Consider the following 22,646-nt stretch of genomic DNA (forward strand, 5'->3'; position numbering starts at 1 on the left):
AGGAGGCAATATTATGGCGATTACAGCACAAATGGTAAAAGAACTACGTGAAAAAACAGGCGCAGGTATGATGGACTGCAAGAAAGCACTAACTCAAACTGAAGGGGATATGGAAAAAGCAATTGATTTCCTTCGTGAAAAAGGGATCGCAAAAGCTGCTAAAAAAGCTGACCGTATCGCTGCTGAAGGTCTAACACAAATCGAGGTTCAAGGTAATGAAGCTGTTATTATCGAAGTGAACTCTGAAACTGATTTCGTTGCGAAAAACGAAGGTTTCCAAAACCTTACTAAAGAAATTAGTGCACACCTTTTAGCTGCTAAACCAGCTAATCTTGAAGAAGCATTAGAAAGCAAAATGGAGAACGGTGAAACTCTTCAAGGTCATATCAACAATGCTATTGCTAAAATTGGTGAAAAACTTTCTCTTCGTCGTTTCGCTCTTAAAACAAAAGGCGACAATGATGCATTTGGTGCTTACCTTCATATGGGTGGACGCATTGGTGTATTAACAGTTCTTGAAGGAACTACTGACGAAGCTGTTGCAAAAGACGTTGCTATGCACATTGCTGCAATCAACCCTAAATACATCTCTCGTGACGCTGTTTCTGAAGAAGAAGTAGCTCGTGAGCGTGAAGTATTAACTCAACAAGCTCTTAACGAAGGTAAACCAGAAAAAATCGTTGCAAAAATGGTTGAAGGCCGTCTTGGCAAATACTTTGAAGAAATTTGCTTACTAGATCAAGCATTTGTTAAAGATTCTGATCAAAAAGTAGGTAAATTCGTTTCTTCTAAAGGTGCTACTGTTGCAGACTTCACTCGTTATGAAGTTGGCGAAGGTATGGAAAAACGTGAAGAAAACTTCGCTGAAGAAGTAATGAACCAAGTTAAAAAATAAGACCATTATATTCTTTATAAATGGGCAAATTATAAAGCAAAGAAGGGGGAACACGTTGTGTTCCCCTTTCCTAAAAAATGATATCGTACACTTGGGACGATGGAGGTTTAATATGAGTAGTGCAAAATATAATCGAATTGTATTAAAGCTGAGCGGTGAAGCATTAGCAGGATCACAAGGATTTGGAATCAAACCTGAAATCATCAAGTCTGTTGCTGCTCAAGTAAAAGAAATTTACGATTTAGGTGTTGAAATTGCCATTGTTGTTGGCGGTGGGAACATCTGGCGTGGTAAAATTGGTAGTGAGATGGGGATGGACCGTGCAAATGCAGACTACATGGGAATGCTTGCAACGGTAATGAATTCTCTTTCATTACAAGATAGCTTAGAAAATCTTGGAGTACAAACACGTGTGCAAACGTCAATTGAAATGCGCCAAGTAGCTGAACCGTACATAAGACGAAAAGCGATTCGCCATCTTGAAAAGAAACGCGTTGTCATTTTTGCGGCAGGAACAGGGAATCCGTACTTCTCAACAGATACAACGGCTGCTCTGCGTGCTGCAGAAATTGAAGCAGACGTTATTTTAATGGCTAAAAACAACGTAGACGGAGTATATAGCGCAGATCCAACTTTAGTACCTGATGCTGTAAAATACGAAACACTTTCTTATATTGAAGTGCTTCAACAAGGTTTAGCAGTCATGGATTCTACAGCTTCTTCACTATGTATGGACAACGATATTCCACTTATCGTATTCTCTGTTATGGAAGAAGGCAACATTAGACGTGTTGTTGTAGGAGAGAACATTGGAACAATTGTAAGGGGGAAAGAATAATGCCAAAAACAGTATTAAATGAAACAAAAGAGAGAATGGAAAAAGCGACAGGAGCTTTAACAAGAGAATTAGCAACAGTTCGTGCTGGACGTGCTAATCCATCTCTACTTGATAAAGTGATGATTGAATATTATGGTGTTCCAACACCATTAAACCAGCTTGCAACAATCAGTGTACCTGAAGCTCGTATGCTTGTTATCCAACCATATGACAAAACACAGCTTGCTGAAATTGAAAAAGCAATCATGAAAGCAGACCTTGGTCTTACTCCATCAAATGACGGCACCATCATCCGTATTACAATTCCTGCTTTAACAGAAGAGCGTCGTCGTGAACTTGTAAAACTTGTGAAGAAATACAGCGAGGATAGCAAGGTAGCCGTACGTAATATTCGTCGTGACGGAAACGAAGATCTTAAAAAGCTTGAGAAAAATGGAGAGATTACAGAGGATGATCTCCGTAGCTACACAGAAGACATTCAAAAGCTTACAGACTCGTACATCGAAAAAGTGGATGGTATTGCAAAAGATAAAGAAAAAGAAATTATGGAAGTATAATCTTTTTCACTGTAAAATATATTGTAAAAGACCCTCTATTGTTTACAGGGGGTTTTTTTGTTAATAATGGTAGTATGAAAAATATAAAAGGGGACCGAGCCTTTTTATACAAAAATTACAGAAAAAAAGATGATGTTTGCATAACGGGGGACTTTTGACATGATAAAGAAATTTCAACAGCTTTTAAAGGAGCAAAAGTCAAATACAGGTACGTATGAACAGCGTAAGAAACAAGTGATGAAAGGATCTATTCCAGAACATGTAGCCATCATCATGGACGGAAACGGACGCTGGGCTCAGAAACGAGCCATGCCGCGCATTATGGGTCACCATGAAGGAATGAAAGTTGTGCGGAAAATTACTCGTGCTGCCAATGAGTTAAATGTTAAAGTATTAACTCTCTACGCATTTTCAACAGAAAATTGGAAAAGGCCAAAAATGGAAGTTGAATTTCTTATGAAGCTTCCAGAAGAGTTTTTAAGCACATTTTTACCAGAGCTGATTGAAGAAAATGTCCAAGTAAGGGTGATGGGTAACAAGGAAAGACTTCCAGCCCATACGCTCAATGCCGTAAACAATGCAATCGAAAGAACGAAGGAAAATACGGGCCTTATTTTAAACTTTGCGTTAAACTATGGATCTCGTGATGAGCTTGTTTATGCGGTGAATAAACTGATGGAAGAAGCTGATCCAAACAAGGCTGTAACAGAAGCTGATATTCAGAAGCATTTGATGAGCGGAGACCTTAAAGACCCGGATTTGCTTATTCGCACAAGCGGGGAAATTCGCTTAAGTAATTTTATGCTATGGCAGCTTGCTTATGCTGAATTTTGGTTTACAGATGTTCTATGGCCTGACTTTAGAGGAGAACATTTTCTGTCAGCTTTAGAGGATTACCAAAATAGAGGACGCCGTTTCGGTGGCGTGAAGGATGTTGATAAAAAATGAGGCAACGAATCATTACAGGAGTCATTGCAGCCGCTATCTTTGTACCCCTTGTCTTAGTTGGCGGGTTGCCTTTTACACTGCTTGTTTATTTGTTAGCAACGGTTGGAGTTTTTGAATTATTAAAAATGCGAAAAATTTCGCTCCTATCTTTCCCAACGTTTATGAGTGTCTTGCTTATTTGGACGTTTTTGCTTTCAGAGGCAAATGGGTCGCTTGCTAATACGATATTTAAACATAAAGTAGAAGTTGTTTTGCTCGCTGTTTTATTGCTGCTGACGTATACTGTATTAATTAAAAACCGTTTTACATTCGATGATGCTGGTTTTGTTATTTTAGCAACCATCTATATTGGAATGGGTTTTTATTATTTTATTGCGATTCGCGAAGAACAGCTTTCTTACGTATTTCTTGCTCTTTTTGTAACATGGGCAAGTGATTCTGGAGCATATTTTATTGGGAAAAGTATGGGGAAACGAAAACTATGGCCTGACATTAGTCCGAATAAGACAATTGAAGGCTCAGTGGGAGGAATTGTTTGTGGAGTAATCGTAGCGCTTCTTTTTGCGTTTTTATCGCCGCTTACAGAGTCCCCTCTTCATCTTATGGTGATCGGTCTTGTTCTTTCTATATTTGGACAAGTTGGAGATCTTGTAGAGTCAGCGTTTAAACGCCACTATGGTGTGAAAGATTCAGGCAATATTTTACCTGGACACGGGGGAGTGCTTGACCGAACAGACAGCTGGCTGTTTGTTTTCCCTATTCTTTACTTTTTAATATAATTGAACGGGGTGACATACGTGAAGAAAATTGCCTTACTAGGTGCAACAGGTTCAATTGGAACACAAACGCTAGATGTCATTCGAACGCATCGTGACGAATTTTCACTCGTTTCCATGTCAGTAGGACAAAATATTGATAAAACACGAGAAATTTTAGCAGAATTTCAGCCTAGGATTTTATCAGTTTCAAAAAAAGAAGACTATGAGGTATTAAAAGACGAGTTTCTCAATATTACTATTGTATATGGAGAAGAAGGTTTGATAGAAGTTGCTACATGTTCTGAAGCAGATGTTGTTGTTACGGCTGTAATGGGGAGCGTTGGTCTTTTTCCCACAATAGAAGCTATTAGAGCGCGTAAAACCATTGCCCTTGCAAATAAGGAAACGCTTGTAACAGCAGGTCATCTTGTGATGAAGGAAGCTCAGGAGTATGGAGTAAGCATCCTTCCGGTTGATAGTGAACATTCTGCTATTTATCAATGTCTGCAAGGCGAAAATATGAAAGAGATTAATCGTCTCATTATTACGGCTTCTGGAGGAAGTTTTCGAGACAAAACAAGACAAGAGCTAGAAGGAGTAACCGTTGAGGAAGCCTTAAACCATCCAAACTGGTCAATGGGCGCAAAGATTACCATTGATTCAGCAACAATGATGAACAAAGGGTTAGAAGTTATTGAAGCACATTGGCTTTTTAACATGCCATATGAGAAAATAGATGTGCTTCTCCATAAACAAAGTATCATTCATTCTATGGTTGAGTTTCATGACCGTAGCGTGATGGCTCAGCTTGGAACACCTGATATGCGCGTACCTATTCAATACGCTCTTACATATCCAAATCGAATGGTGCTTCCTTCTACGCCTCTTAACCTCGCTGAGATTGGTACATTGGATTTTGCTAAAATGGATTTCGAACGTTATCGCTGTCTTTCTTTTGCTTTTGAAGCAGGGAAAACAGGAGGTACAATGCCAACTGTATTGAATGCAGCAAATGAACAAGCCGTTGCGTTATTCCTTGAAGGGAAAATTTCCTTCCTGCAAATTGAAGACGTGATTGAGAAGGCATTAAACTGGCATACTGTCCAGCAAAATCCTTGTCTTCAGACAATAAAAGAAGTAGATTTAGAAACAAGGTCTTACGTATTGTCTTTAATTTCTTAAAGGAGGTAATAGCTTTTGCCGACACCTATAGCGTTTGTACTCATTTTTGGGTTACTAGTTTTTGTTCACGAGCTAGGGCATCTTATTTTTGCAAAACGTGCTGGCATTCTTTGCCGCGAATTTGCCATTGGCTTCGGTCCAAAAGTTTTTTCATTCACGAAGAATGAAACTGTATATACAATTCGTCTCTTGCCACTTGGTGGGTTTGTCCGCATGGCTGGAGAAGATCCAGAAATGATTGAAGTAAAACCAGGTCAAATGATTGGACTAAAGTTCAATGATAAAGACGAGGTTAATAAAATCATTATTAACAATAAAGACGAGCATCCAGATGCAACGGTCGTTGAAGTTGAACGTATTGACTTAGAACATAAAATGTTTGTAGAAGGATATGAAGCTTCTTCAGAAGAAGGTCGTCTGGAGCGCTTTACCGTTAGTGATACATCGTTTTTCGTTAATGACGGAGAAGAAGTACAAATTGCCCCGTACAAGCGTCAGTTTGGTTCGAAAACGCTTGGACAGCGTGCAATGGCCATTTTTGCTGGTCCAATGATGAACTTTGTGCTTGCTTTCTTTCTTTTTGCGATTATCGGCGTTTTTCAAGGCTACACGGTAGATAAACCAATTATGGGAGAAATCACATCAGATGGAGCTGCCCAAGAAGCAGGCTTACAAGAAGGTGACGTTGTAAAAGCAATTGACGGGGAAAGTGTATCGTCATGGACAGACGTTGTAAGTAAAGTCGTAAAACATCCTGGGGAAGAAGTAACGTTTGATGTGGAACGTAATGGGCAGGCCGAAGAAATTAACGTTACACCAAAAAGTGAAAAAAGAGGCGAGGAAACAGTAGGGGTTATTGGCGTTTATCAGCCTGTTGAAAAATCCTTTTTCGGTGCGATTGCCAACGGTGTAACTGAAACGCTAACATGGACGAAAGAAATCGTTCTAACACTTGGAAAACTAGTGACAGGACAGTTCTCAATTGATATGCTTTCAGGACCAGTTGGAATTTATGTTTCAACAGAACAGGTCGCACAGTCAGGATTCTACTACTTGATGAAATGGGCTGCTGCACTGAGCATTAACCTTGGAATTGTGAACCTTTTACCGCTGCCGGCTCTTGATGGAGGACGTCTTCTGTTCTTCTTAGTTGAAGCGTTAAGAGGAAAACCAATTGATCGCCAAAAAGAAGGTATTGTCCACTTTATTGGATTTGCGCTTCTGATGCTCCTTATGCTTGTCGTCACATGGAACGATATTCAACGCTTTTTTGTACAATAAGATAAAAAGCGGCGTTTCCTTTTTGAACAAAAAGGACGCCGCTTCTCATATTTTTTAATTGATTATGGATAAAGGTGGAGAAACCATGAAACAAAGTGCAATGTTTATCCCAACGCTGCGTGAAGTGCCAGCAGATGCTGAAATTAGAAGTCACCAGCTTTTAATTCGTGCAGGATTTATGAGACAAAATGCAAGTGGTATTTACAGCATTTTACCTCTTGGTAAGCGCGTGCTTGCAAAAGTAGAAAAAATTGTTCGTGAAGAAATGGACAGAGCAGGTTCATCAGAAATGCTAATGCCAACACTTCAGCTTGCTGAACTTTGGCAAGAATCAGGACGCTGGAGTTCTTATGGCCCTGAACTTATGCGTTTTAACGATCGTCATAGTCGTGAGTTTGCTCTAGGACCAACACATGAAGAAGTTGTGACAAGCTTGCTTCGCGATGAAGTAAAATCATACAAAAAACTTCCGTTAAATGTGTACCAAATTCAAACGAAATTCCGCGATGAGAAGCGTCCACGCTTTGGTCTTTTACGAGGCCGTGAATTTATTATGAAAGATGCCTACTCATTTCATGCAACTAAAGAAAGCTTAGATAAAACATACGAAGACATGTTTGAAGGATATCGTCGCATCTTTTCACGCTGTGGTCTAGACTTCCGTGCCGTAATCGCAGATTCTGGAGCAATGGGTGGTAAAGATACGCATGAATTCATGGTGTTATCAGACATTGGTGAAGATACAATTGCGTACTCAGACACATCTGATTTCGCAGCAAACATCGAAATGGCTCCTGTTGTTGCTAATTATGAAAAAAGTTCAGAAGATGCTGCCGAACTTGAAAAAGTAGCAACACCAGACAGCAAAACAATTGAAGATGTATCAAAAGCATTGAACATTGAAAAAGAAAAATGCATTAAATCTCTTCTTTTTAAAGTTGATGAAGAGTATGTGCTTGTATTGGCACGTGGCGATCACGAAATCAACGACATTAAAGTGAAAAACTATCTTGAAGCAAAAGATATTATGCTCGCTCCTGCAAACGAAGTAAAAGATATCATTCAATGTGAAGTTGGTTCAGTTGGACCAATCAATGTGAAGAATGTAAAAGTAATTGCTGATAATGCTGTTGAGTATATTGTTAACGGTGTATGTGGGGCTAATGAAGACGGCTTCCATTTTACAGGAGTAAACCCAGGTCGCGATTTCCAAGCAGACTATGCAGACCTTCGCTTTATTCAAGAAGGAGATGCTTCTCCAGATGGAGAAGGAATCATTCAATTTGCTCGTGGAATTGAAGTTGGGCACGTCTTTAAACTTGGAACACGTTATAGTGAAGCAATGAACGGTACGTTCCTTGATGAAAATGGACGAGCACAGCCAATGATTATGGGATGCTATGGTATCGGAGTGTCTCGTACAATGGCAGCTATTGCAGAGCAGTATAATGATGAAAATGGTTTAGTATGGCCAAAACAAGTTGCTCCATATGATGTTCATGTTATTGCAGTTAACGTGAAAAAAGAAGAGCAAACAGAAGTGGCTTCAGCTCTTTACAACACACTTCAAGATCAAGGTTATGAAGTTCTGTATGATGATCGTGCAGAGAGAGCTGGCGTAAAATTCGCTGACTCTGATCTTATTGGTCTACCAATCCGCGTTACGGTTGGTAAACAAGCTGGCGAAGGTATTGTTGAAGTGAAAGTACGTAAAACAGGTGAATCTTTTGAAGCAAAAGTAGAGGAGATTCCAGAGCTTATTGAAAAACTTCTTGAACAATAAGAATTTTTAAAGAAAGAAAAGGAAGGTGCCTTTTGAAGAAAAGGTGCCTTTCTTTATGCTAAAATAGAAATCGAATAAAAATAACGGAGGGGAAAAATGAGCGAAGAAGCAGTGATAAAACAGCGTGAACGCTTTTCCATTCTTCTTCAGCAGCTTGAGCTTACGGATGATATGATTGTCCGTTATTTTGAGGGCGGAGAGCTTGAAAAAGTTACAGTTCACAAAGAACAAAAGCGCTGGCACTTTCAGTTTGTGCTTAATCGTGTTTTACCATTTAATATATATAATGAACTACTAATGAGAATGAACAAACAGTTTTCACATATTGCGACAACTTCTTTTACAATCAAAGCGAAAAATGAAGAATATGAAGATGAAGAAGTGAAAAATTATTGGAACCACTGTTTAAGTGAGCTTCAAGGAATTTCACCTATGTTTCTTTCTCTATTAAATGAACAGCATCCAAAAGTACAAGGACGTAAGCTTTGTCTTCACGGACGAAATGTTGCTGAAGCTGCAGCATTAAAACGGAAATATGGAGAGCTTTTGTCAGCTCAATATACAACTTACGGCTTTCCTGCTTTTCAAATTGAGACAGACGTTGTTGAAGCGAAGAAAGAATATGATGAGTTCGTAGAAAAGAAAAAGCAAGAAGACGAGCAAAAGGCTCTTGCAGCTTTAACTGAAATGAAGGCAAAAGCAGAACAGCGCGAGAGTGAAGGAGGAGCTATTTCAGGTCCGCTTACACTTGGTTATACAATTAAAGACGATCCTGTTTCAATTAGCCAAATTATTGATGAGGAAAAACGTATTACAATTCAAGGGTATGTGTTTCATGCTGAAACAAAAGAGCTACGCAGCGGTCGTACGCTTCTTACTTTCAAAATTACAGACTACACAGATTCGATTCTTGTGAAGATGTTTTCACGTGATAAAGAAGATGTACCAATGTTTCAGTCTCTTAAAAAAGGTATGTGGTTAAAAGTGCGCGGTAGCGTGCAGAACGATACGTTTGTACGCGATCTTGTTATGATTGGAAACGATGTAAATGAAATTCCTGCTAGGGAACGTCAAGATACAGCAGGGGAAGATGAAAAGCGCGTTGAGCTTCATCTTCATACGCCAATGAGCCAAATGGATGCTGTCACGTCTATTAGCTCACTTGTACAACAAGCAGCAAAATGGGGTCATAAAGCAATCGCTGTAACGGACCATGCTGTTGCTCAATCATTTCCAGAGGCATATGGAGCAGCAAAGAAAAATGGCTTAAAGATGATTTACGGGGTTGAAGTAAATCTTGTAGATGATGGGGTGCCGATTGCGTATAATCCGCAAAAACGGGATTTAGCTTCTGAAACATATATTGTTTTTGACGTTGAAACAACAGGGCTTTCAGCAACATACGATAAAATCATTGAGCTTGCAGCCGTTAAAATGCGTGAAGGTGAAATCATTGATAAGTTTGAGCGTTTTGCAAATCCACATCATCCTCTTTCAGCAACAACGATTGAATTAACGGGAATTACTGATGATATGGTTGAAAATGCCCCGGAAATAGAAGATGTATTAAAAGATTTTCATGAATGGATTGGCGATGATATTCTTGTTGCACATAACGCAAGTTTTGATATGGGCTTCTTAAATATGGGATTTGGTCGCATTGGACTTGGTAAAGCACAAAATCCTGTAATAGATACGCTTGAACTTGCCCGTTTGCTTTACCCGACAATGAAGAATCATCGTTTAAATACGCTTGCGAAAAAGTTTGACGTTGAGCTCGTTCAGCACCATAGAGCAATCTATGATGCTGAAGCAACAGGATATATTCTTGTAAGACTTTTAAAAGAAGCAATTGAAAAAGAAATAATATCACATCATCAGCTTAACGATTATATGGGGCAAGGAAATGCTTATCAAAGAGCACGTCCATATCATGCGGTGCTATTAGCGCAAAATGCCACAGGATTAAAAAACCTATTTAAGCTTGTATCCATTGCACACTTAGAGTATTTTTACCGCGTACCGCGTATTCCGCGCTCAAAATTGGAGAAATATCGAGAAGGTATACTCGTAGGAACTGCCTGTGATAAAGGTGAAGTTTTTGAGGCAATGATGCAAAAATCCGCAGAAGAAGTGGAAAAAGCAGCAGAGTTTTATGATTATATTGAAGTGCAGCCGCCAAGCAACTACAAGCATTTAATTGAGCTTGATTTGGTTCATACAGAAAAAGCGCTGCTTGAGATTATTTCAAATATCGTCAAAATTGGTGAAAAACTTGGCAAAACAGTTGTGGCAACAGGGAACGTTCACTATCTAAATCCAGAAGACAAAATTTATCGTAAAATTTTAATCAGCTCTCAAGGTGGAGCAAATCCGTTAAATCGTCATGAGCTTCCTGATGTGCATTTCCGTTCTACAAACGAAATGCTTGACTGCTTTTCTTTCCTTGGTGAAGAAAAGGCGAAAGAAATTGTAGTCACAAACACCCAAAAAGTGGCCGATTTAATTGAAGAAGTCAAGCCAATTAAAGACGACTTATATACACCCAAAATTGAAGGTGCCGAAGATGAGATGAAAAAAATGAGTTATGACAGAGCTCGTTCCATCTACGGAGAGGACCTTCCAGAAATTGTAGAAGCTCGTCTTGAGAAAGAATTAAAAAGTATTATTGGGCATGGATTCGCCGTAATTTATCTTATCTCACATAAGCTTGTTAAAAAATCGTTGAACGATGGATATCTTGTAGGTTCCCGTGGATCTGTTGGCTCATCCTTTGTCGCAACGATGACCGAAATTACCGAAGTGAATCCACTGCCACCGCACTATGTTTGTCCACAGTGTCAAACATCTGAGTTCTTTGATGACGGATCTGTTGGATCTGGGTTTGATTTACCTGATAAAGACTGTCCAAAATGTAATATTCCGTATACAAAAGACGGCCATGATATTCCGTTTGAAACCTTCCTTGGATTTAAAGGAGATAAGGTCCCTGATATCGATTTGAACTTCTCAGGAGAATATCAGCCAAAAGCCCATAACTATACAAAAGAGCTTTTCGGTGAAGATTACGTATATAGAGCAGGAACGATTGGTACAGTTGCTGAAAAAACGGCATATGGATATGTAAAAGGTTATGCAGGAGATCATGATATCCACTATAGAGGAGCGGAAGTTGATCGTCTTGTTGCGGGTTGTACGGGCGTAAAACGAACAACAGGTCAGCATCCAGGAGGAATTATTGTTGTTCCAGATTATATGGATATTTACGATTTTTCGCCAGTTCAATTTCCGGCAGACGATCGAAATTCAGAATGGAAAACAACTCACTTTGACTTCCATTCTATTCACGATAACGTGTTAAAGCTTGATATTCTCGGACACGATGATCCAACTGCTATTCGTATGCTTCAAGATTTAAGCGGCATTGATCCAAAAACGATTCCAACAGATGATCCTGAAGTTATGAAAATCTTTAGCGGTACAGAATCGCTCGGTGTAACGTCAGAGCAAATTATGTGTAAAACCGGAACGCTTGGCATTCCTGAGTTTGGGACAAGATTCGTTCGGCAAATGCTTGAAGATACAAAGCCAACTACTTTCTCTGAGCTTGTCCAAATCTCAGGCCTTTCTCACGGAACGGACGTATGGCTTGGAAATGCACAAGAGCTTATTCATAATAACGTATGTACGCTAAGTGAAGTAATTGGATGTCGTGATGATATTATGGTGTATCTCATTTATCAAGGACTAGATCCATCGCTTGCATTCAAAATTATGGAGTTTGTACGTAAAGGAAAAGGTCTTCAAGATGAGTGGGAAGAGGAAATGGCAAAAAATGGCGTACCTGACTGGTATGTTGATTCATGTAAAAAAATTAAGTACATGTTCCCGAAAGCCCATGCAGCTGCATACGTTCTAATGGCTGTTCGTATTGCGTATTTCAAAGTGCATCATCCTATTCTTTATTACGCAACATACTTTACTGTTCGTGCTGATGATTTTGATATTGATACGATGATTAAGGGATCTGCAGCAATCAAAGCAAAAATTGAAGAAATTTTAGCTAAAGGACTTGAAGCATCACCGAAAGAGAAAAACTTACTAACGGTGTTAGAAATTTCACTTGAGATGTGTGAACGTGGCTTCTCTTTCCAAAAAGTCGATCTTTATCGATCAAGCGCCTCAGAGTTCGTTATTGACGGTACGTCGCTTATTCCACCGTTCAACTCGATTCCGGGTCTTGGTACAAATGCTGCACTTAATATTGTAAAAGCACGCGAAGATGGAGAATTCTTGTCAAAAGAAGATCTTCAGCAAAGAGGTCGTGTATCTAAAACAATTCTTGAGTATTTAGACAACCACGGCTGCTTAGAATCACTGCCAGACCAAAACCAGCTTTCACTGTTTTAAGTTGTGATTAGTGGGTTTGCAACAAAATTATGGTTATGGTATAGTAGGTATGGTAATGCTAGACATAACGGTCGTAAAAGAGTGGGGAAACCCACTCTTTATTATTGGATAGACGTTGGATAAGTTTTCTATTCATTTCGTGATTTTATGGTTAGTAACAAGCACGATGATTATGTACTTGTTTTTTATCCCTGCTTTCTTATGTAAGCAGGGAATTTTTATCCTTACAATTGTAAAACTATAAGAGCATACCGCATGACTTGGGTAGGAAAAAAGATTAAACTTGAACAACGGTCTCTTTTAAAAGGAGGAATATGATGGGTGAGAAAGTGACAGAAATCGTAGAACAGCTTGCGACACCTATTCTTGAAGACTTAGGACTTGAACTAGTGGACGTTGAATATGTGAAAGAAGGAAAAGACTGGTTTTTGCGAGTGTTTATTGACTCTGAGAAAGGCGTAGACATTGAAGATTGTGGCGTTGTCAGCGAGCGTCTTAGCGAAAAAATGGATGAGCTTGATCCAATTACCCACAACTACTTTTTAGAAGTCTCTTCGCCAGGAGCAGAGCGTCCGCTTAAAAAAGCAGATGACTTTGAAAAAAATATTGGCAAAAACGTTTATGTCAAAACATACGAGCCGATCGAAGATTCAAAAGAATTCGAAGGTGAGTTAAAAAGCTTTGATGGAGAGTATATTACCCTCCTTATCAAAATCAAAACAAGAGTGAAAGAAATCGAAATTCCATATGAAAAAGTAGCACAAGCTCGCTTGGCTGTTACTTTCTAATGGGGAATGCGATAATTGAAAAAGGGGGACCAGGTTTACCATGAGTATCGATCTATTAGATGCTTTAGAAGTTCTTGAAAAAGAAAAAGGTATTAGTAAAAATGTGATTATTGAGGCAATTGAAGCCGCATTAATTTCAGCTTATAAACGAAATTTCAACCAAGCTCAAAACGTGCGTGTTGATTTAAACCTTGAAAAAGGAACAATGCGCGTTTTTGCTCGTAAAGACGTTGTAGACGCAGTTTTTGATCCACGTCTTGAGATTTCACTTGAAGAAGCAAAACAAGTAAATCCAAACTTCGAAATTGACGATGTTGTAGAAATGGAAGTAACGCCAAAAGACTTTGGACGCATCGCAGCTCAAACAGCGAAACAAGTCGTAACACAGCGCGTGCGTGAAGCAGAGCGTGGCGTTATTTATTCTGAATTCATTGACCGTGAAGAAGATATTATGACGGGAATTGTACAGCGCCAAGATTCTCGCTTTATTTATGTAAGCTTAGGTAAAATTGAAGCTCTTCTTCCTGTAAATGAACAAATGCCGAACGAGCAATATCATCCACATGATCGTATTAAAGTATACGTAACAAAAGTGGAGCGTACAACAAAAGGTCCACAAATTTATGTGTCTCGTACACATCCAGGTCTCTTAAAACGCCTGTTTGAAAAAGAAGTGCCTGAAATTTATGATGGTGCTGTTGAAATTCGCTCAGTTGCGCGTGAAGCTGGAGATCGTTCAAAAATCTCTGTTCATGCTGAGTATGATGAAATCGATCCAGTTGGCTCATGTGTAGGTCCAAAAGGGCAGCGTGTACAAGCAGTTGTAAACGAATTAAAAGGCGAAAAAATTGATATTGTTCGCTGGTCAGAAGATCCAGTGGAATTTGTAGCAAACGCACTAAGTCCTGCTAAAGTGCTTGAAGTTCTTGTGAATGAAGGCGACAAAGCAACAACGGTCATTGTACCGGATTATCAGCTTTCTTTAGCAATTGGAAAACGCGGGCAAAATGCTCGTTTAGCAGCGAAGCTAACAAACTGGAAAATCGATATTAAGAGCCAATCAGAAGCAGAAGCTGAAGGCATTTTAGTAACAAAAGAGGAGCCATCTTCTCCAGAAGCATTTGACTTAGACCATTCTGAGATGGAATAAGAGGTGTTAAGATAGATGTCTAGTAATAAAAGAAAAGTACCAATGAGAAAATGCGTAGCAACGCAAACAATGCTTCCAAAAAAAGAGCTCGTTCGAGTTGTAAGAACAACGGAAGGAAACGTAGAGCTTGATGTAACAGGCAAAAAAAACGGGCGTGGCGCTTACATTTCAAAAGATGAAGATGCTGTGTTATTAGCTCAAAAGAAAAATTTGCTTGGTACACATCTAAAAGCTGAAGTACCTGAGGAAGTTTACAGCGAACTATTAGAGCTTGCTCAAAAGGAGAAGCGCAGTTGAATCAAGAACAATGGCAATCATTTTTAGGGTTAGCTAATCGAGCGCGAAAAGTAATTTCTGGTGAAGAGCTTGTAATTAAAGACGTGCGCAGAAATGCAATTAGTCTTGTTATATTATCTCGCGATGCATCAGCAAACACCGCAAAGAAAGTTATGGACAAATGCAGCTACTATAGCGTTCCAGTCAAGCTTGTTGAGGACCGGTTCCTCTTAGGAAAAGCAATTGGGAAAGATAGCCGCGTTGTTGTTGGCATAACAGATGCTGGGTTTGCGAAAAAGATGAAAACGCTGCTTGATTAATTTTTGTGGGGGTGAAGTTTATGAGTAAAATTCGTGTTTATGAATATGCTAAAAAACACAATGTCTCAAGTAAAAACGTTATCGATAAACTAAAAGAAATGAATATTGAAGTATCAAACCATATGGCTACAATTGAGCCTAAGGCAGAAACAGAATTAAACAAAAAGTTCGCAAAGAACACAGGCAATCAAGGAGATTCCCGTAACAAACGTCCAGATAATAAGAAACAAGGTGGACAAAATCAGTTTAATAAAGGCAATAAAGGGAAAAAAGGTAAGAAGCCAAATCATCAGCAATCACATGCACCACAGCAAAAAGCGGCTCCAAAGCCACTTCCTGAAAAAATTACGTTCCAAGAAAGCTTGTCAGTTGCTGAGCTTGCTAAGAAGCTTCATCGTGAGCCATCTGAAATCATTAAAAAGCTTTTTGGGCTTGGTGTTATGGCAACAATCAACCAAGTGCTTGATAAAGATGCAATTGAGCTAATTGGAGCAGACTACGGTGTTGAAGTAGAAGAAGAAATTATTATCAATGAAGCAGAATTTGAAACGCTTGAAATCGAAGATAATGAAGAGGATCTAGTAGAACGTCCTGCAGTTGTAACAATCATGGGACACGTTGACCATGGTAAAACAACGCTTCTTGACTCAATCCGTAATACAAAAGTAACAGCAGGCGAAGCTGGTGGAATCACACAGCATATCGGTGCATATCAAATTGAAGCACAAGGCAAGAAAATTACGTTCCTTGATACACCTGGACACGCCGCGTTTACAACAATGCGTGCTCGTGGTGCACAAGTAACAGATATTACAATTCTTGTTGTTGCAGCAGATGATGGTGTTATGCCACAAACAGTTGAAGCTATTAACCATGCTAAAGCTGCTGGAGTGCCAATTATTGTTGCCGTGAATAAAATGGATAAAGAAGGAGCAAACCCAGACCGCGTGATGCAAGAGCTAACAGAGCATGAGCTTGTATCTGAAGCATGGGGCGGGGACACAATCTTCTGTCACTTATCTGCTCTATCTGGAGAAGGAATTGACAATCTTTTAGAAATGATCGTTCTTGTTACAGAAGTGGAAGAGTTAAAAGCAAATCCAAAACGCCGTGCATTAGGTACTGTTGTTGAAGCAGAGCTTGATAAAGGGCGCGGAAGTGTTGCAACACTTCTTGTTCAAAACGGTACGCTTCATGTTGGGGATCCGATTGTTGTCGGAAACACGTTCGGTCGCGTTCGTGCAATGGTGAATGATTTAGGTCGTCGCGTAAAAGTAGCGGGTCCTTCTACACCTGTTGAAATTACAGGTCTTAATGATGTACCACAAGCGGGTGATCGCTTTATGGTATTTGAAGATGAGAAGAAAGCGCGTCAAATTGGGGAAGCTCGTGCAACAAAACAGCTTGAAGCACAGCGAAGCGAAAAATCACGCGTAAGCCTTGATGATTTATTCGAACAAATCAAGCAAGGTGAAATGAAAGATCTTAATATTATTGTAAAAGCAGATGTACAAGGTTCTGTTGAAGCTGTCGCAGCATCACTTCAAAAGATTGATGTTGAAGGTGTAAATGTTCGCATCATTCATACTGGTGTAGGAGCAATCAACGAATCAGATATCGTATTAGCAACAGCTTCAAATGCTATTGTTATTGGATTTAACGTTCGTCCTGATGCTAACGCAAAACGTACTGCAGACGCAGAAAATGTTGATATCCGTCTTCACCGTATTATCTACAAAGCGATTGAAGAAATTGAAGCAGCGATGAAAGGAATGCTTGATCCTGAGTACGAAGAAAAAGTAATCGGACAAGCGGAAGTTCGTCAAACGTTCAAAGTATCAAAAGTTGGAACAATCGCAGGAAGCTATGTAACAGACGGTAAAATCGTACGCGACAGCGGTGTACGTGTCATCCGTGATGGCATTGTTATCTTTGAAGGAGAGTTAGACGCTCTTAAACGTTTCAAAGACGATGCGAAAGAAGTTGCACAAGGATATGAGTGCGGTATTACGGTGAAAAACTTTAATGATATCAAAGAAGGCGATGTTATTGAAGCGTACGTAATGGAGGAAATTGAGCGTAAGTGATAGGATACTTAACATTTGAGGCGATAATTTATGATGCCGCTTCTCTTAAGGAGAAGCGAGCTGTTTTGCAGCGCATTATAACTCGTATTAAAGGTAAGTTCAACGTATCAATAGCCGAAATTGATCATCAGGATGTTTGGCAACGAACGTCGATTGGTATCGTGACCATTTCATCTGCTAAAAACATATCGGAAAGGGAGCTCTACAAGCTTTTAGAGTTTGTAGACTCGTTTCCAGAGATAGAAAGAACGCTCACAAATATTGAGTGGTTATAAAAACGAGGTGAAATTTTATGAAACTCAGACCAACTAGAATTGGTGAACAAATGAAAAAAGAAATGAGTGACATCATTAGCCGGAAGATTAAAGATCCGCGTATTGGATTTGTAACGGTAACAGATGTTCAAGTTACAGGGGATCTTCAGCAAGCAAAAGTGTACATTTCAGTGCTTGGTGATGAAGAACAAAAGCAAAATACGCTAAAAGGTCTTGCAAAAGCAAAAGGATTTATCCGCAGCGAGATTGGCCAGCGTATTCGCCTTCGTAAAACTCCTGAAATTCTTTTTGAATTTGATGAGTCAATCGATTACGGAAATCGCATTGAAACACTAATTGGCGAGCTTCACAGAGACCGTAAAGATGATCATGAATAAATAATGATGAGAAGCCTGCCCAAGCGGCAGGCTTTATTTTTTGAGTAAAAGGAGTAGTGGACGTGGAAGGGATTATTGTTATTGATAAACCAAAAGGCATGACGTCACATGACTGTGTGTTTAAACTCCGCAAAATATTGCGAACGAAAAAAATCGGCCATACAGGTACGCTCGATCCTGAAGTAACAGGCGTACTGCCAATGTGCGTTGGGCGTGCAACAAAAGTTGTGGAATATTTAACAGCTTCATCTAAAACATATGAAGGAGAAGTAACGTTTGGGCGTTCTACAACAACGGAAGATGCGTGGGGAGAGGTTGTCGAAGAACGGGAAGTAACAGAAACATTTACAAAAGAGAGAATTGAAATGGTTTTTGAAAGCTTAACAGGCACAATCGTTCAAACTCCACCTATGTATTCTGCTGTAAAAGTAAACGGCAAACGTCTTTACGAATATGCAAGAAATGGAGAAACGGTTGAAAGACCAAGCAGAGAAGTAACAATTGAAAAATTAGAGATCATTGAAGAAAACTTGACAGGAGCGTTTCCAACTGTGCGTTTTCGTGTTACATGTAGTAAAGGAACGTATGTGAGAACGCTTGCGGTTATGATGGGGGAAGCGCTTGGTTATCCAGCGCATATGTCCTATTTGCGCCGCATTGGATCTGGAGCTTTCACAGAAGAGGACTGTGTGACATTAGAAGAGCTGAGCAAGGCTGCCGAAGAAGGAACGGTAGATAAATACTTCCTAAGCATTGAAAAAGCTCTTTCTCATTTGCCGAAATGGACGATAAATGATACATTAGCAAAGAAAGTGAAAAACGGAGCGGTTTTATCAAGACCTGAAGAAATTAGCATAGATACACCCCTTTGGCTCGTTTTGAACGAAGAGGGGAAGCTTCTTGCTCTTTATAAACATCATGAAACAAAAGAAGGTAAAATAAAACCCGCAAAAATTATTGACATTTCTTAATCTAAGGTAGAAAAAGGTGAATTGTGTTTTGGAAATCATACATCTGCAACATCCACATCACCTAGTGCGTGAACAACTTCCACCGCTTTCAATGGCGTTAGGATACTTTGATGGCATGCATTTAGGACATCAAAAAGTAATTATGACTGCAAAGCGTATTGCTGATGAGCTTGGGGTGAAAAGTGCCGTGATGACCTTTGACCCTCACCCTTCTGTTGTATTAGGGAAGAAAGCAGCACACGTTGATATGATAACGCCGCTTGAAGAAAAAGCACGTTTGCTTAAAGAACGCGGCATTGATTTTCTTTACGTTGTTCGCTTTGATCGTGACTTTTCTAACTTGAATCCAGAAGAGTTTGTTGAACAATATATTGTAAACTTAAATGTCAAGCACGTTGTAGCCGGCTTTGATTTTTCATATGGAAAGTTTGGAAGTGGTACAATGGAGACAATGAAAGAGCACGCAAAGGATAAATGTGAGTACACTGTTGTGGAAAAGCTTGAGGACGAAGGTGAAAAGGTAAGTTCAACACTTATTCGGAAGTTCTTACAAGAAGGAAGAGTCGAAAATATCCAAAAGCTTCTTGGAAGATGCTACACGATAACAGGTCGAGTTGTACATGGCGAAAAACGAGGAAGAGAGATCGGGTTTCCAACAGCAAACGTTGGAGAAGTTGACGGTTATATTATTCCTCGAACAGGCGTTTATGCTGTTGAGCTTGGCATTAATGGTCAGTTCTATGAAGGTGTGTGCAACATTGGCTATAAGCCGACATTTCACGATAAAAAGCCAGAGAAGCCAACAATTGAAGTGCATATCTTTGACTTCAAGAACATGATTTACAATGAAAAAGTCGTTGTAAAATGGCATAAGCTTATTCGAAAAGAGCGAAAGTTTTCTGGCATCGAAGCCCTTGTCTCTCAAATCAATCAAGATAAACGAGAAGCAGCAGCTTATTTTGCTTCCTTGAAGAGCGACGCATAAAACTTTCATTAGAATCCTTGCAATTCTAGGCGAAAAATAGTAATATGAACATTGAACAGAAATTAACCATTGCTTGGCATTACGATTCACCAACGTATTGCTAGGGAATTGGGGATTATTAAGAGGAGGTGAATAGGATGGCTATCACACAAGAGCGCAAGAATGAACTTATTGCTGAGTACAAAACTCATGATACTGACACAGGATCACCAGAAGTTCAAATTGCTGTCCTAACTGAGCAAATTACAAACTTAAATGATCATTTACGTACACACAAGAAAGATCACCATTCACGTCGTGGTCTATTAAAAATGGTAGGTAAACGTCGTAACTTACTTAACTACCTACGTAACAATGACATTACTCGCTACCGTGAGTTAATTAACAAGCTTGGTTTACGTCGATAATAGTAGAAAGCGGGAGAATGCTCCCGCTTTTTTCGTATGTACAATTATTGTGAGTCGTTGTTTTACATAAAAAGTTATGGATTTAATGCTTTCGTCTATACTAATAAGTATAAACAGCAAATAGTGCATGCATTCAGAGAGGAGTACAAAGAATGGAACAAGAAAAACGCGAGTTTTCGATCGAATTAGCAGGCCGAAAATTGACTGTTGAAGTTGGTCAGCTTGCAAAGCAAGCAAACGGAGCTGCTTTAGTTCGTTATGGAGATACAGTAATACTAAGTACAGCAACAGCGTCTAAAGAACCGAAAGACGTTGATTTCTTCCCATTAACAGTAAACTATGAAGAGCGTTTATACGCAGTAGGGAAGATTCCAGGAGGATTTATTAAGCGTGAAGGTCGTCCAAGTGAAAAAGCGATTTTAACAAGTCGTCTTATCGACCGACCAATTCGTCCGCTTTTTGCTGATGGTTTCCGTAATGAAGTACAAGTTATTAGCATTGTTATGAGCGTTGAGCAAAATTGCTCATCAGAAGTTGCGGCAATGTTTGGTTCATCTCTTTCTTTATCTGTTTCAGACATTCCGTTTGAAGGACCAATTGCTGGTGTTATTGTTGGTCGTATTGACGGAGAGTTTGTTCTAAACCCAACAGTTGAAGAGTTAGAGAAAAGTGATATTGAATTAACTGTTGCGGGAACAAAGGATGCTATTAACATGGTAGAAGCAGGAGCTAATGAAGTGCCTGAAGAAATCATGCTTGAAGCCATTATGTTTGGACATGAGCATATTAAGACATTAGTTGCATTCCAAGAAGAAATCGTTGCAGCAGTTGGAAAAGAGAAAATGGAAGTAAAGCTTCATACACTAGATGAAGAACTTCAAGAGGAAGTGCGCGAGCTTGCTGAAGCAGACTTGATTCCAGCAATTCAAGTTCAAGAAAAGCATGCGCGTGAAGAAGCAATTACAGCAGTGAAAAACAGCGTAGTTGAGAAGTTTGAAGAAAAAGAAGCGGATGAAAGCACCATTTCACAAGTAAAAGAAATTTTAAGCAAAATGGTGAAAACAGAAGTGCGCCGCCTTATTACAGAAGAAAAAGTGCGCCCGGATGGTCGTAACGTAGACGAAATTCGTCCACTTTCTTCTGAGGTTAGCAAGCTTCCTCGTACGCATGGTTCAGGGCTGTTTACGCGTGGACAAACGCAAGCATTAAGCATTTGTACGTTAGGAGCACTTGGTGATGTGCAAATTTTAGATGGTCTTGGAATTGAAGAATCTAAGCGCTTTATGCATCATTATAATTTCCCTTCGTTCAGCGTTGGTGAAACACGTCCAATTCGTGGACCTGGTCGTCGAGAAATTGGTCACGGAGCTCTTGGAGAGCGTGCGTTAGAGCCTGTTATTCCATCTGAAAAAGACTTCCCATATACGATTCGTCTTGTTTCTGAAGTATTGGAATCAAATGGTTCAACATCACAAGCAAGTATTTGTGCAAGTACGCTTGCAATGATGGATGCTGGTGTGCCAATCAAAGCCCCTGTAGCTGGGATTGCAATGGGACTTATCAAGTCTGGCGAGCACTATTCTGTATTAACAGACATTCAAGGAATGGAAGACCATTTAGGAGATATGGACTTTAAAGTAGCTGGAACAGCTAAAGGTGTTACAGCACTTCAAATGGACATTAAAATCGAAGGTTTATCTCGTGAAATTTTAGAAGAAGCATTAGAGCAAGCAAAACGCGGCCGCATGCAAATTCTAGAACATATGCTAAGCACGATTGAGGACCCACGTCAAAATCTATCTAGATATGCACCGAAAATCTTAACAATGACAATTAACCCTGATAAGATCCGCGACGTTATTGGACCAAGCGGTAAACAAATCAATAAAATCATTGAAGAAACAGGCGTTAAAATTGATATTGAGCAAGACGGTACAATCTTTATTTCTTCTACAGAGGAAGATATGAACAAAAATGCAAAGAAAATTATCGAAGACCTTGTGCGTGAAGTTGAAAAAGGCCAAACGTATTTAGGAAAAGTAAAACGCATCGAGAAATTTGGAGCATTTGTTGAGCTATTCCCTGGGAAAGACGGTCTTGTGCACATTTCTGAAATCGCGGAAGAGCGTATCGGAAAAGTGGAAGACGTCCTAGCAATTGGCGATGAAATTCTAGTTCGTGTTATTGAAATTGATAAACAAGGACGCGTTAACTTATCACGTAAAGTGATCCTTCGTGAAGAAAAAGAGAAGGAAAAAGAAGCGCAGTCTTAATAAAGATTGAAAGCTGAAGAATGCAAAAGAACAAGCTGGGAGAACCCAGCTTCTTTTTATGAAATGATAAGTGGTGTTAGTTCTA

General features: G+C 39.5%; 20 protein-coding genes. All 20 read left to right on the top strand.

Translation table 11 applies throughout. The features are described 5' to 3' along the window. Window positions 1–13: 13 nt before the first annotated feature. The 20 genes from tsf to pnp all read left to right on the top strand — a co-directional run bounded on the left by tsf (window position 14) and on the right by pnp (window position 22,561). Window positions 14–895, top strand: coding sequence for a translation elongation factor Ts (gene tsf / locus B9N79_RS03915; protein WP_040056648.1), 882 nt, complete (start codon window positions 14–16; stop codon window positions 893–895). Window positions 896–1,007: 112 nt separating this feature from the next. Further along, window positions 1,008–1,733, top strand: coding sequence for a UMP kinase (pyrH, locus tag B9N79_RS03920; RefSeq protein ID WP_019391843.1), 726 nt, complete (start codon window positions 1,008–1,010; stop codon window positions 1,731–1,733). Next, the gene (frr, locus tag B9N79_RS03925; protein WP_019391844.1) at window positions 1,733–2,290 is read left to right on the top strand and encodes a ribosome recycling factor; all 558 of its coding nucleotides are present in this window, start codon (window positions 1,733–1,735) and stop codon (window positions 2,288–2,290) included. The genes pyrH and frr overlap by 1 nt, the downstream gene beginning before the upstream one ends. Window positions 2,291–2,527: 237 nt before the next feature. Then, entirely contained in the window at window positions 2,528–3,238 is a 711-nt protein-coding gene (locus tag B9N79_RS03930) for an undecaprenyl pyrophosphate synthase (protein ID WP_231573084.1), read from the top strand. Further along, window positions 3,235–4,017: a phosphatidate cytidylyltransferase gene (locus B9N79_RS03935; protein WP_040056647.1), complete on the top strand. Its 783-nt coding sequence runs from the start codon at window positions 3,235–3,237 to the stop codon at window positions 4,015–4,017. Before B9N79_RS03930 ends, B9N79_RS03935 begins: the two co-directional genes overlap by 4 nt. Window positions 4,018–4,035: 18 nt before the next feature. Beyond that, window positions 4,036–5,178, top strand: coding sequence for a 1-deoxy-D-xylulose-5-phosphate reductoisomerase (gene dxr, locus B9N79_RS03940; RefSeq protein ID WP_040056646.1), 1,143 nt, complete (start codon window positions 4,036–4,038; stop codon window positions 5,176–5,178). A gap of 15 nt (window positions 5,179–5,193) precedes the next feature. After that, entirely contained in the window at window positions 5,194–6,459 is a 1,266-nt protein-coding gene (rseP, locus tag B9N79_RS03945; RefSeq protein ID WP_019391848.1) for an RIP metalloprotease RseP, read from the top strand. 85 nt (window positions 6,460–6,544) lie between these two features. Continuing rightward, window positions 6,545–8,242, top strand: coding sequence for a proline--tRNA ligase (locus B9N79_RS03950; protein ID WP_040056645.1), 1,698 nt, complete (start codon window positions 6,545–6,547; stop codon window positions 8,240–8,242). Between the two features lie 96 nt (window positions 8,243–8,338). Next, window positions 8,339–12,652, top strand: a complete 4,314-nt coding sequence (locus B9N79_RS03955) for a PolC-type DNA polymerase III (RefSeq protein WP_040056644.1) — start codon at window positions 8,339–8,341, stop codon at window positions 12,650–12,652. A 317-nt stretch (window positions 12,653–12,969) separates the two neighbouring features. Next, complete coding sequence (gene rimP, locus B9N79_RS03960) at window positions 12,970–13,440, top strand: ribosome maturation factor RimP (RefSeq protein WP_019391851.1); 471 nt, start codon at window positions 12,970–12,972, stop codon at window positions 13,438–13,440. A 40-nt stretch (window positions 13,441–13,480) separates the two neighbouring features. Continuing rightward, window positions 13,481–14,590, top strand: coding sequence for a transcription termination factor NusA (gene nusA, locus B9N79_RS03965; protein WP_019391852.1), 1,110 nt, complete (start codon window positions 13,481–13,483; stop codon window positions 14,588–14,590). Between the two features lie 15 nt (window positions 14,591–14,605). After that, window positions 14,606–14,887, top strand: coding sequence for an RNase P modulator RnpM (gene rnpM, locus B9N79_RS03970; RefSeq protein WP_019391853.1), 282 nt, complete (start codon window positions 14,606–14,608; stop codon window positions 14,885–14,887). Beyond that, on the top strand, window positions 14,884–15,186 hold the full coding sequence (locus tag B9N79_RS03975) for a YlxQ family RNA-binding protein (protein ID WP_019391854.1): 303 nt from the start codon (window positions 14,884–14,886) through the stop codon (window positions 15,184–15,186). The genes rnpM and B9N79_RS03975 overlap by 4 nt, the downstream gene beginning before the upstream one ends. A gap of 20 nt (window positions 15,187–15,206) precedes the next feature. Continuing rightward, entirely contained in the window at window positions 15,207–17,273 is a 2,067-nt protein-coding gene (gene infB / locus B9N79_RS03980) for a translation initiation factor IF-2 (protein WP_040056643.1), read from the top strand. Beyond that, window positions 17,270–17,548, top strand: coding sequence for a DUF503 domain-containing protein (locus B9N79_RS03985; protein WP_040056642.1), 279 nt, complete (start codon window positions 17,270–17,272; stop codon window positions 17,546–17,548). Before infB ends, B9N79_RS03985 begins: the two co-directional genes overlap by 4 nt. A 17-nt stretch (window positions 17,549–17,565) precedes the next feature. Then, window positions 17,566–17,925 carry a 30S ribosome-binding factor RbfA gene (gene rbfA / locus B9N79_RS03990; RefSeq protein ID WP_019391857.1) on the top strand — a complete coding sequence of 120 codons (360 nt, stop codon included), beginning with the start codon at window positions 17,566–17,568 and terminating at the stop codon, window positions 17,923–17,925. A gap of 62 nt (window positions 17,926–17,987) precedes the next feature. Next, window positions 17,988–18,896 (top strand): tRNA pseudouridine(55) synthase TruB, encoded by a 909-nt coding sequence (truB, locus tag B9N79_RS03995; RefSeq protein WP_040056641.1) that lies wholly within the window; start codon window positions 17,988–17,990, stop codon window positions 18,894–18,896. Between the two features lie 28 nt (window positions 18,897–18,924). Further along, window positions 18,925–19,881 (top strand): bifunctional riboflavin kinase/FAD synthetase, encoded by a 957-nt coding sequence (ribF, locus tag B9N79_RS04000; RefSeq protein ID WP_048896865.1) that lies wholly within the window; start codon window positions 18,925–18,927, stop codon window positions 19,879–19,881. A gap of 137 nt (window positions 19,882–20,018) precedes the next feature. After that, complete coding sequence (gene rpsO, locus B9N79_RS04005; protein ID WP_019391860.1) at window positions 20,019–20,288, top strand: 30S ribosomal protein S15; 270 nt, start codon at window positions 20,019–20,021, stop codon at window positions 20,286–20,288. A gap of 152 nt (window positions 20,289–20,440) precedes the next feature. Beyond that, window positions 20,441–22,561 (top strand): polyribonucleotide nucleotidyltransferase, encoded by a 2,121-nt coding sequence (gene pnp / locus B9N79_RS04010; RefSeq protein WP_040056639.1) that lies wholly within the window; start codon window positions 20,441–20,443, stop codon window positions 22,559–22,561. Window positions 22,562–22,646: the final 85 nt, after the last annotated feature.

Origin of the sequence: Priestia filamentosa, assembly GCF_900177535.1 — a bacterium.
GTDB lineage: Bacteria > Bacillota > Bacilli > Bacillales > Bacillaceae_H > Bacillus_I > Bacillus_I filamentosa.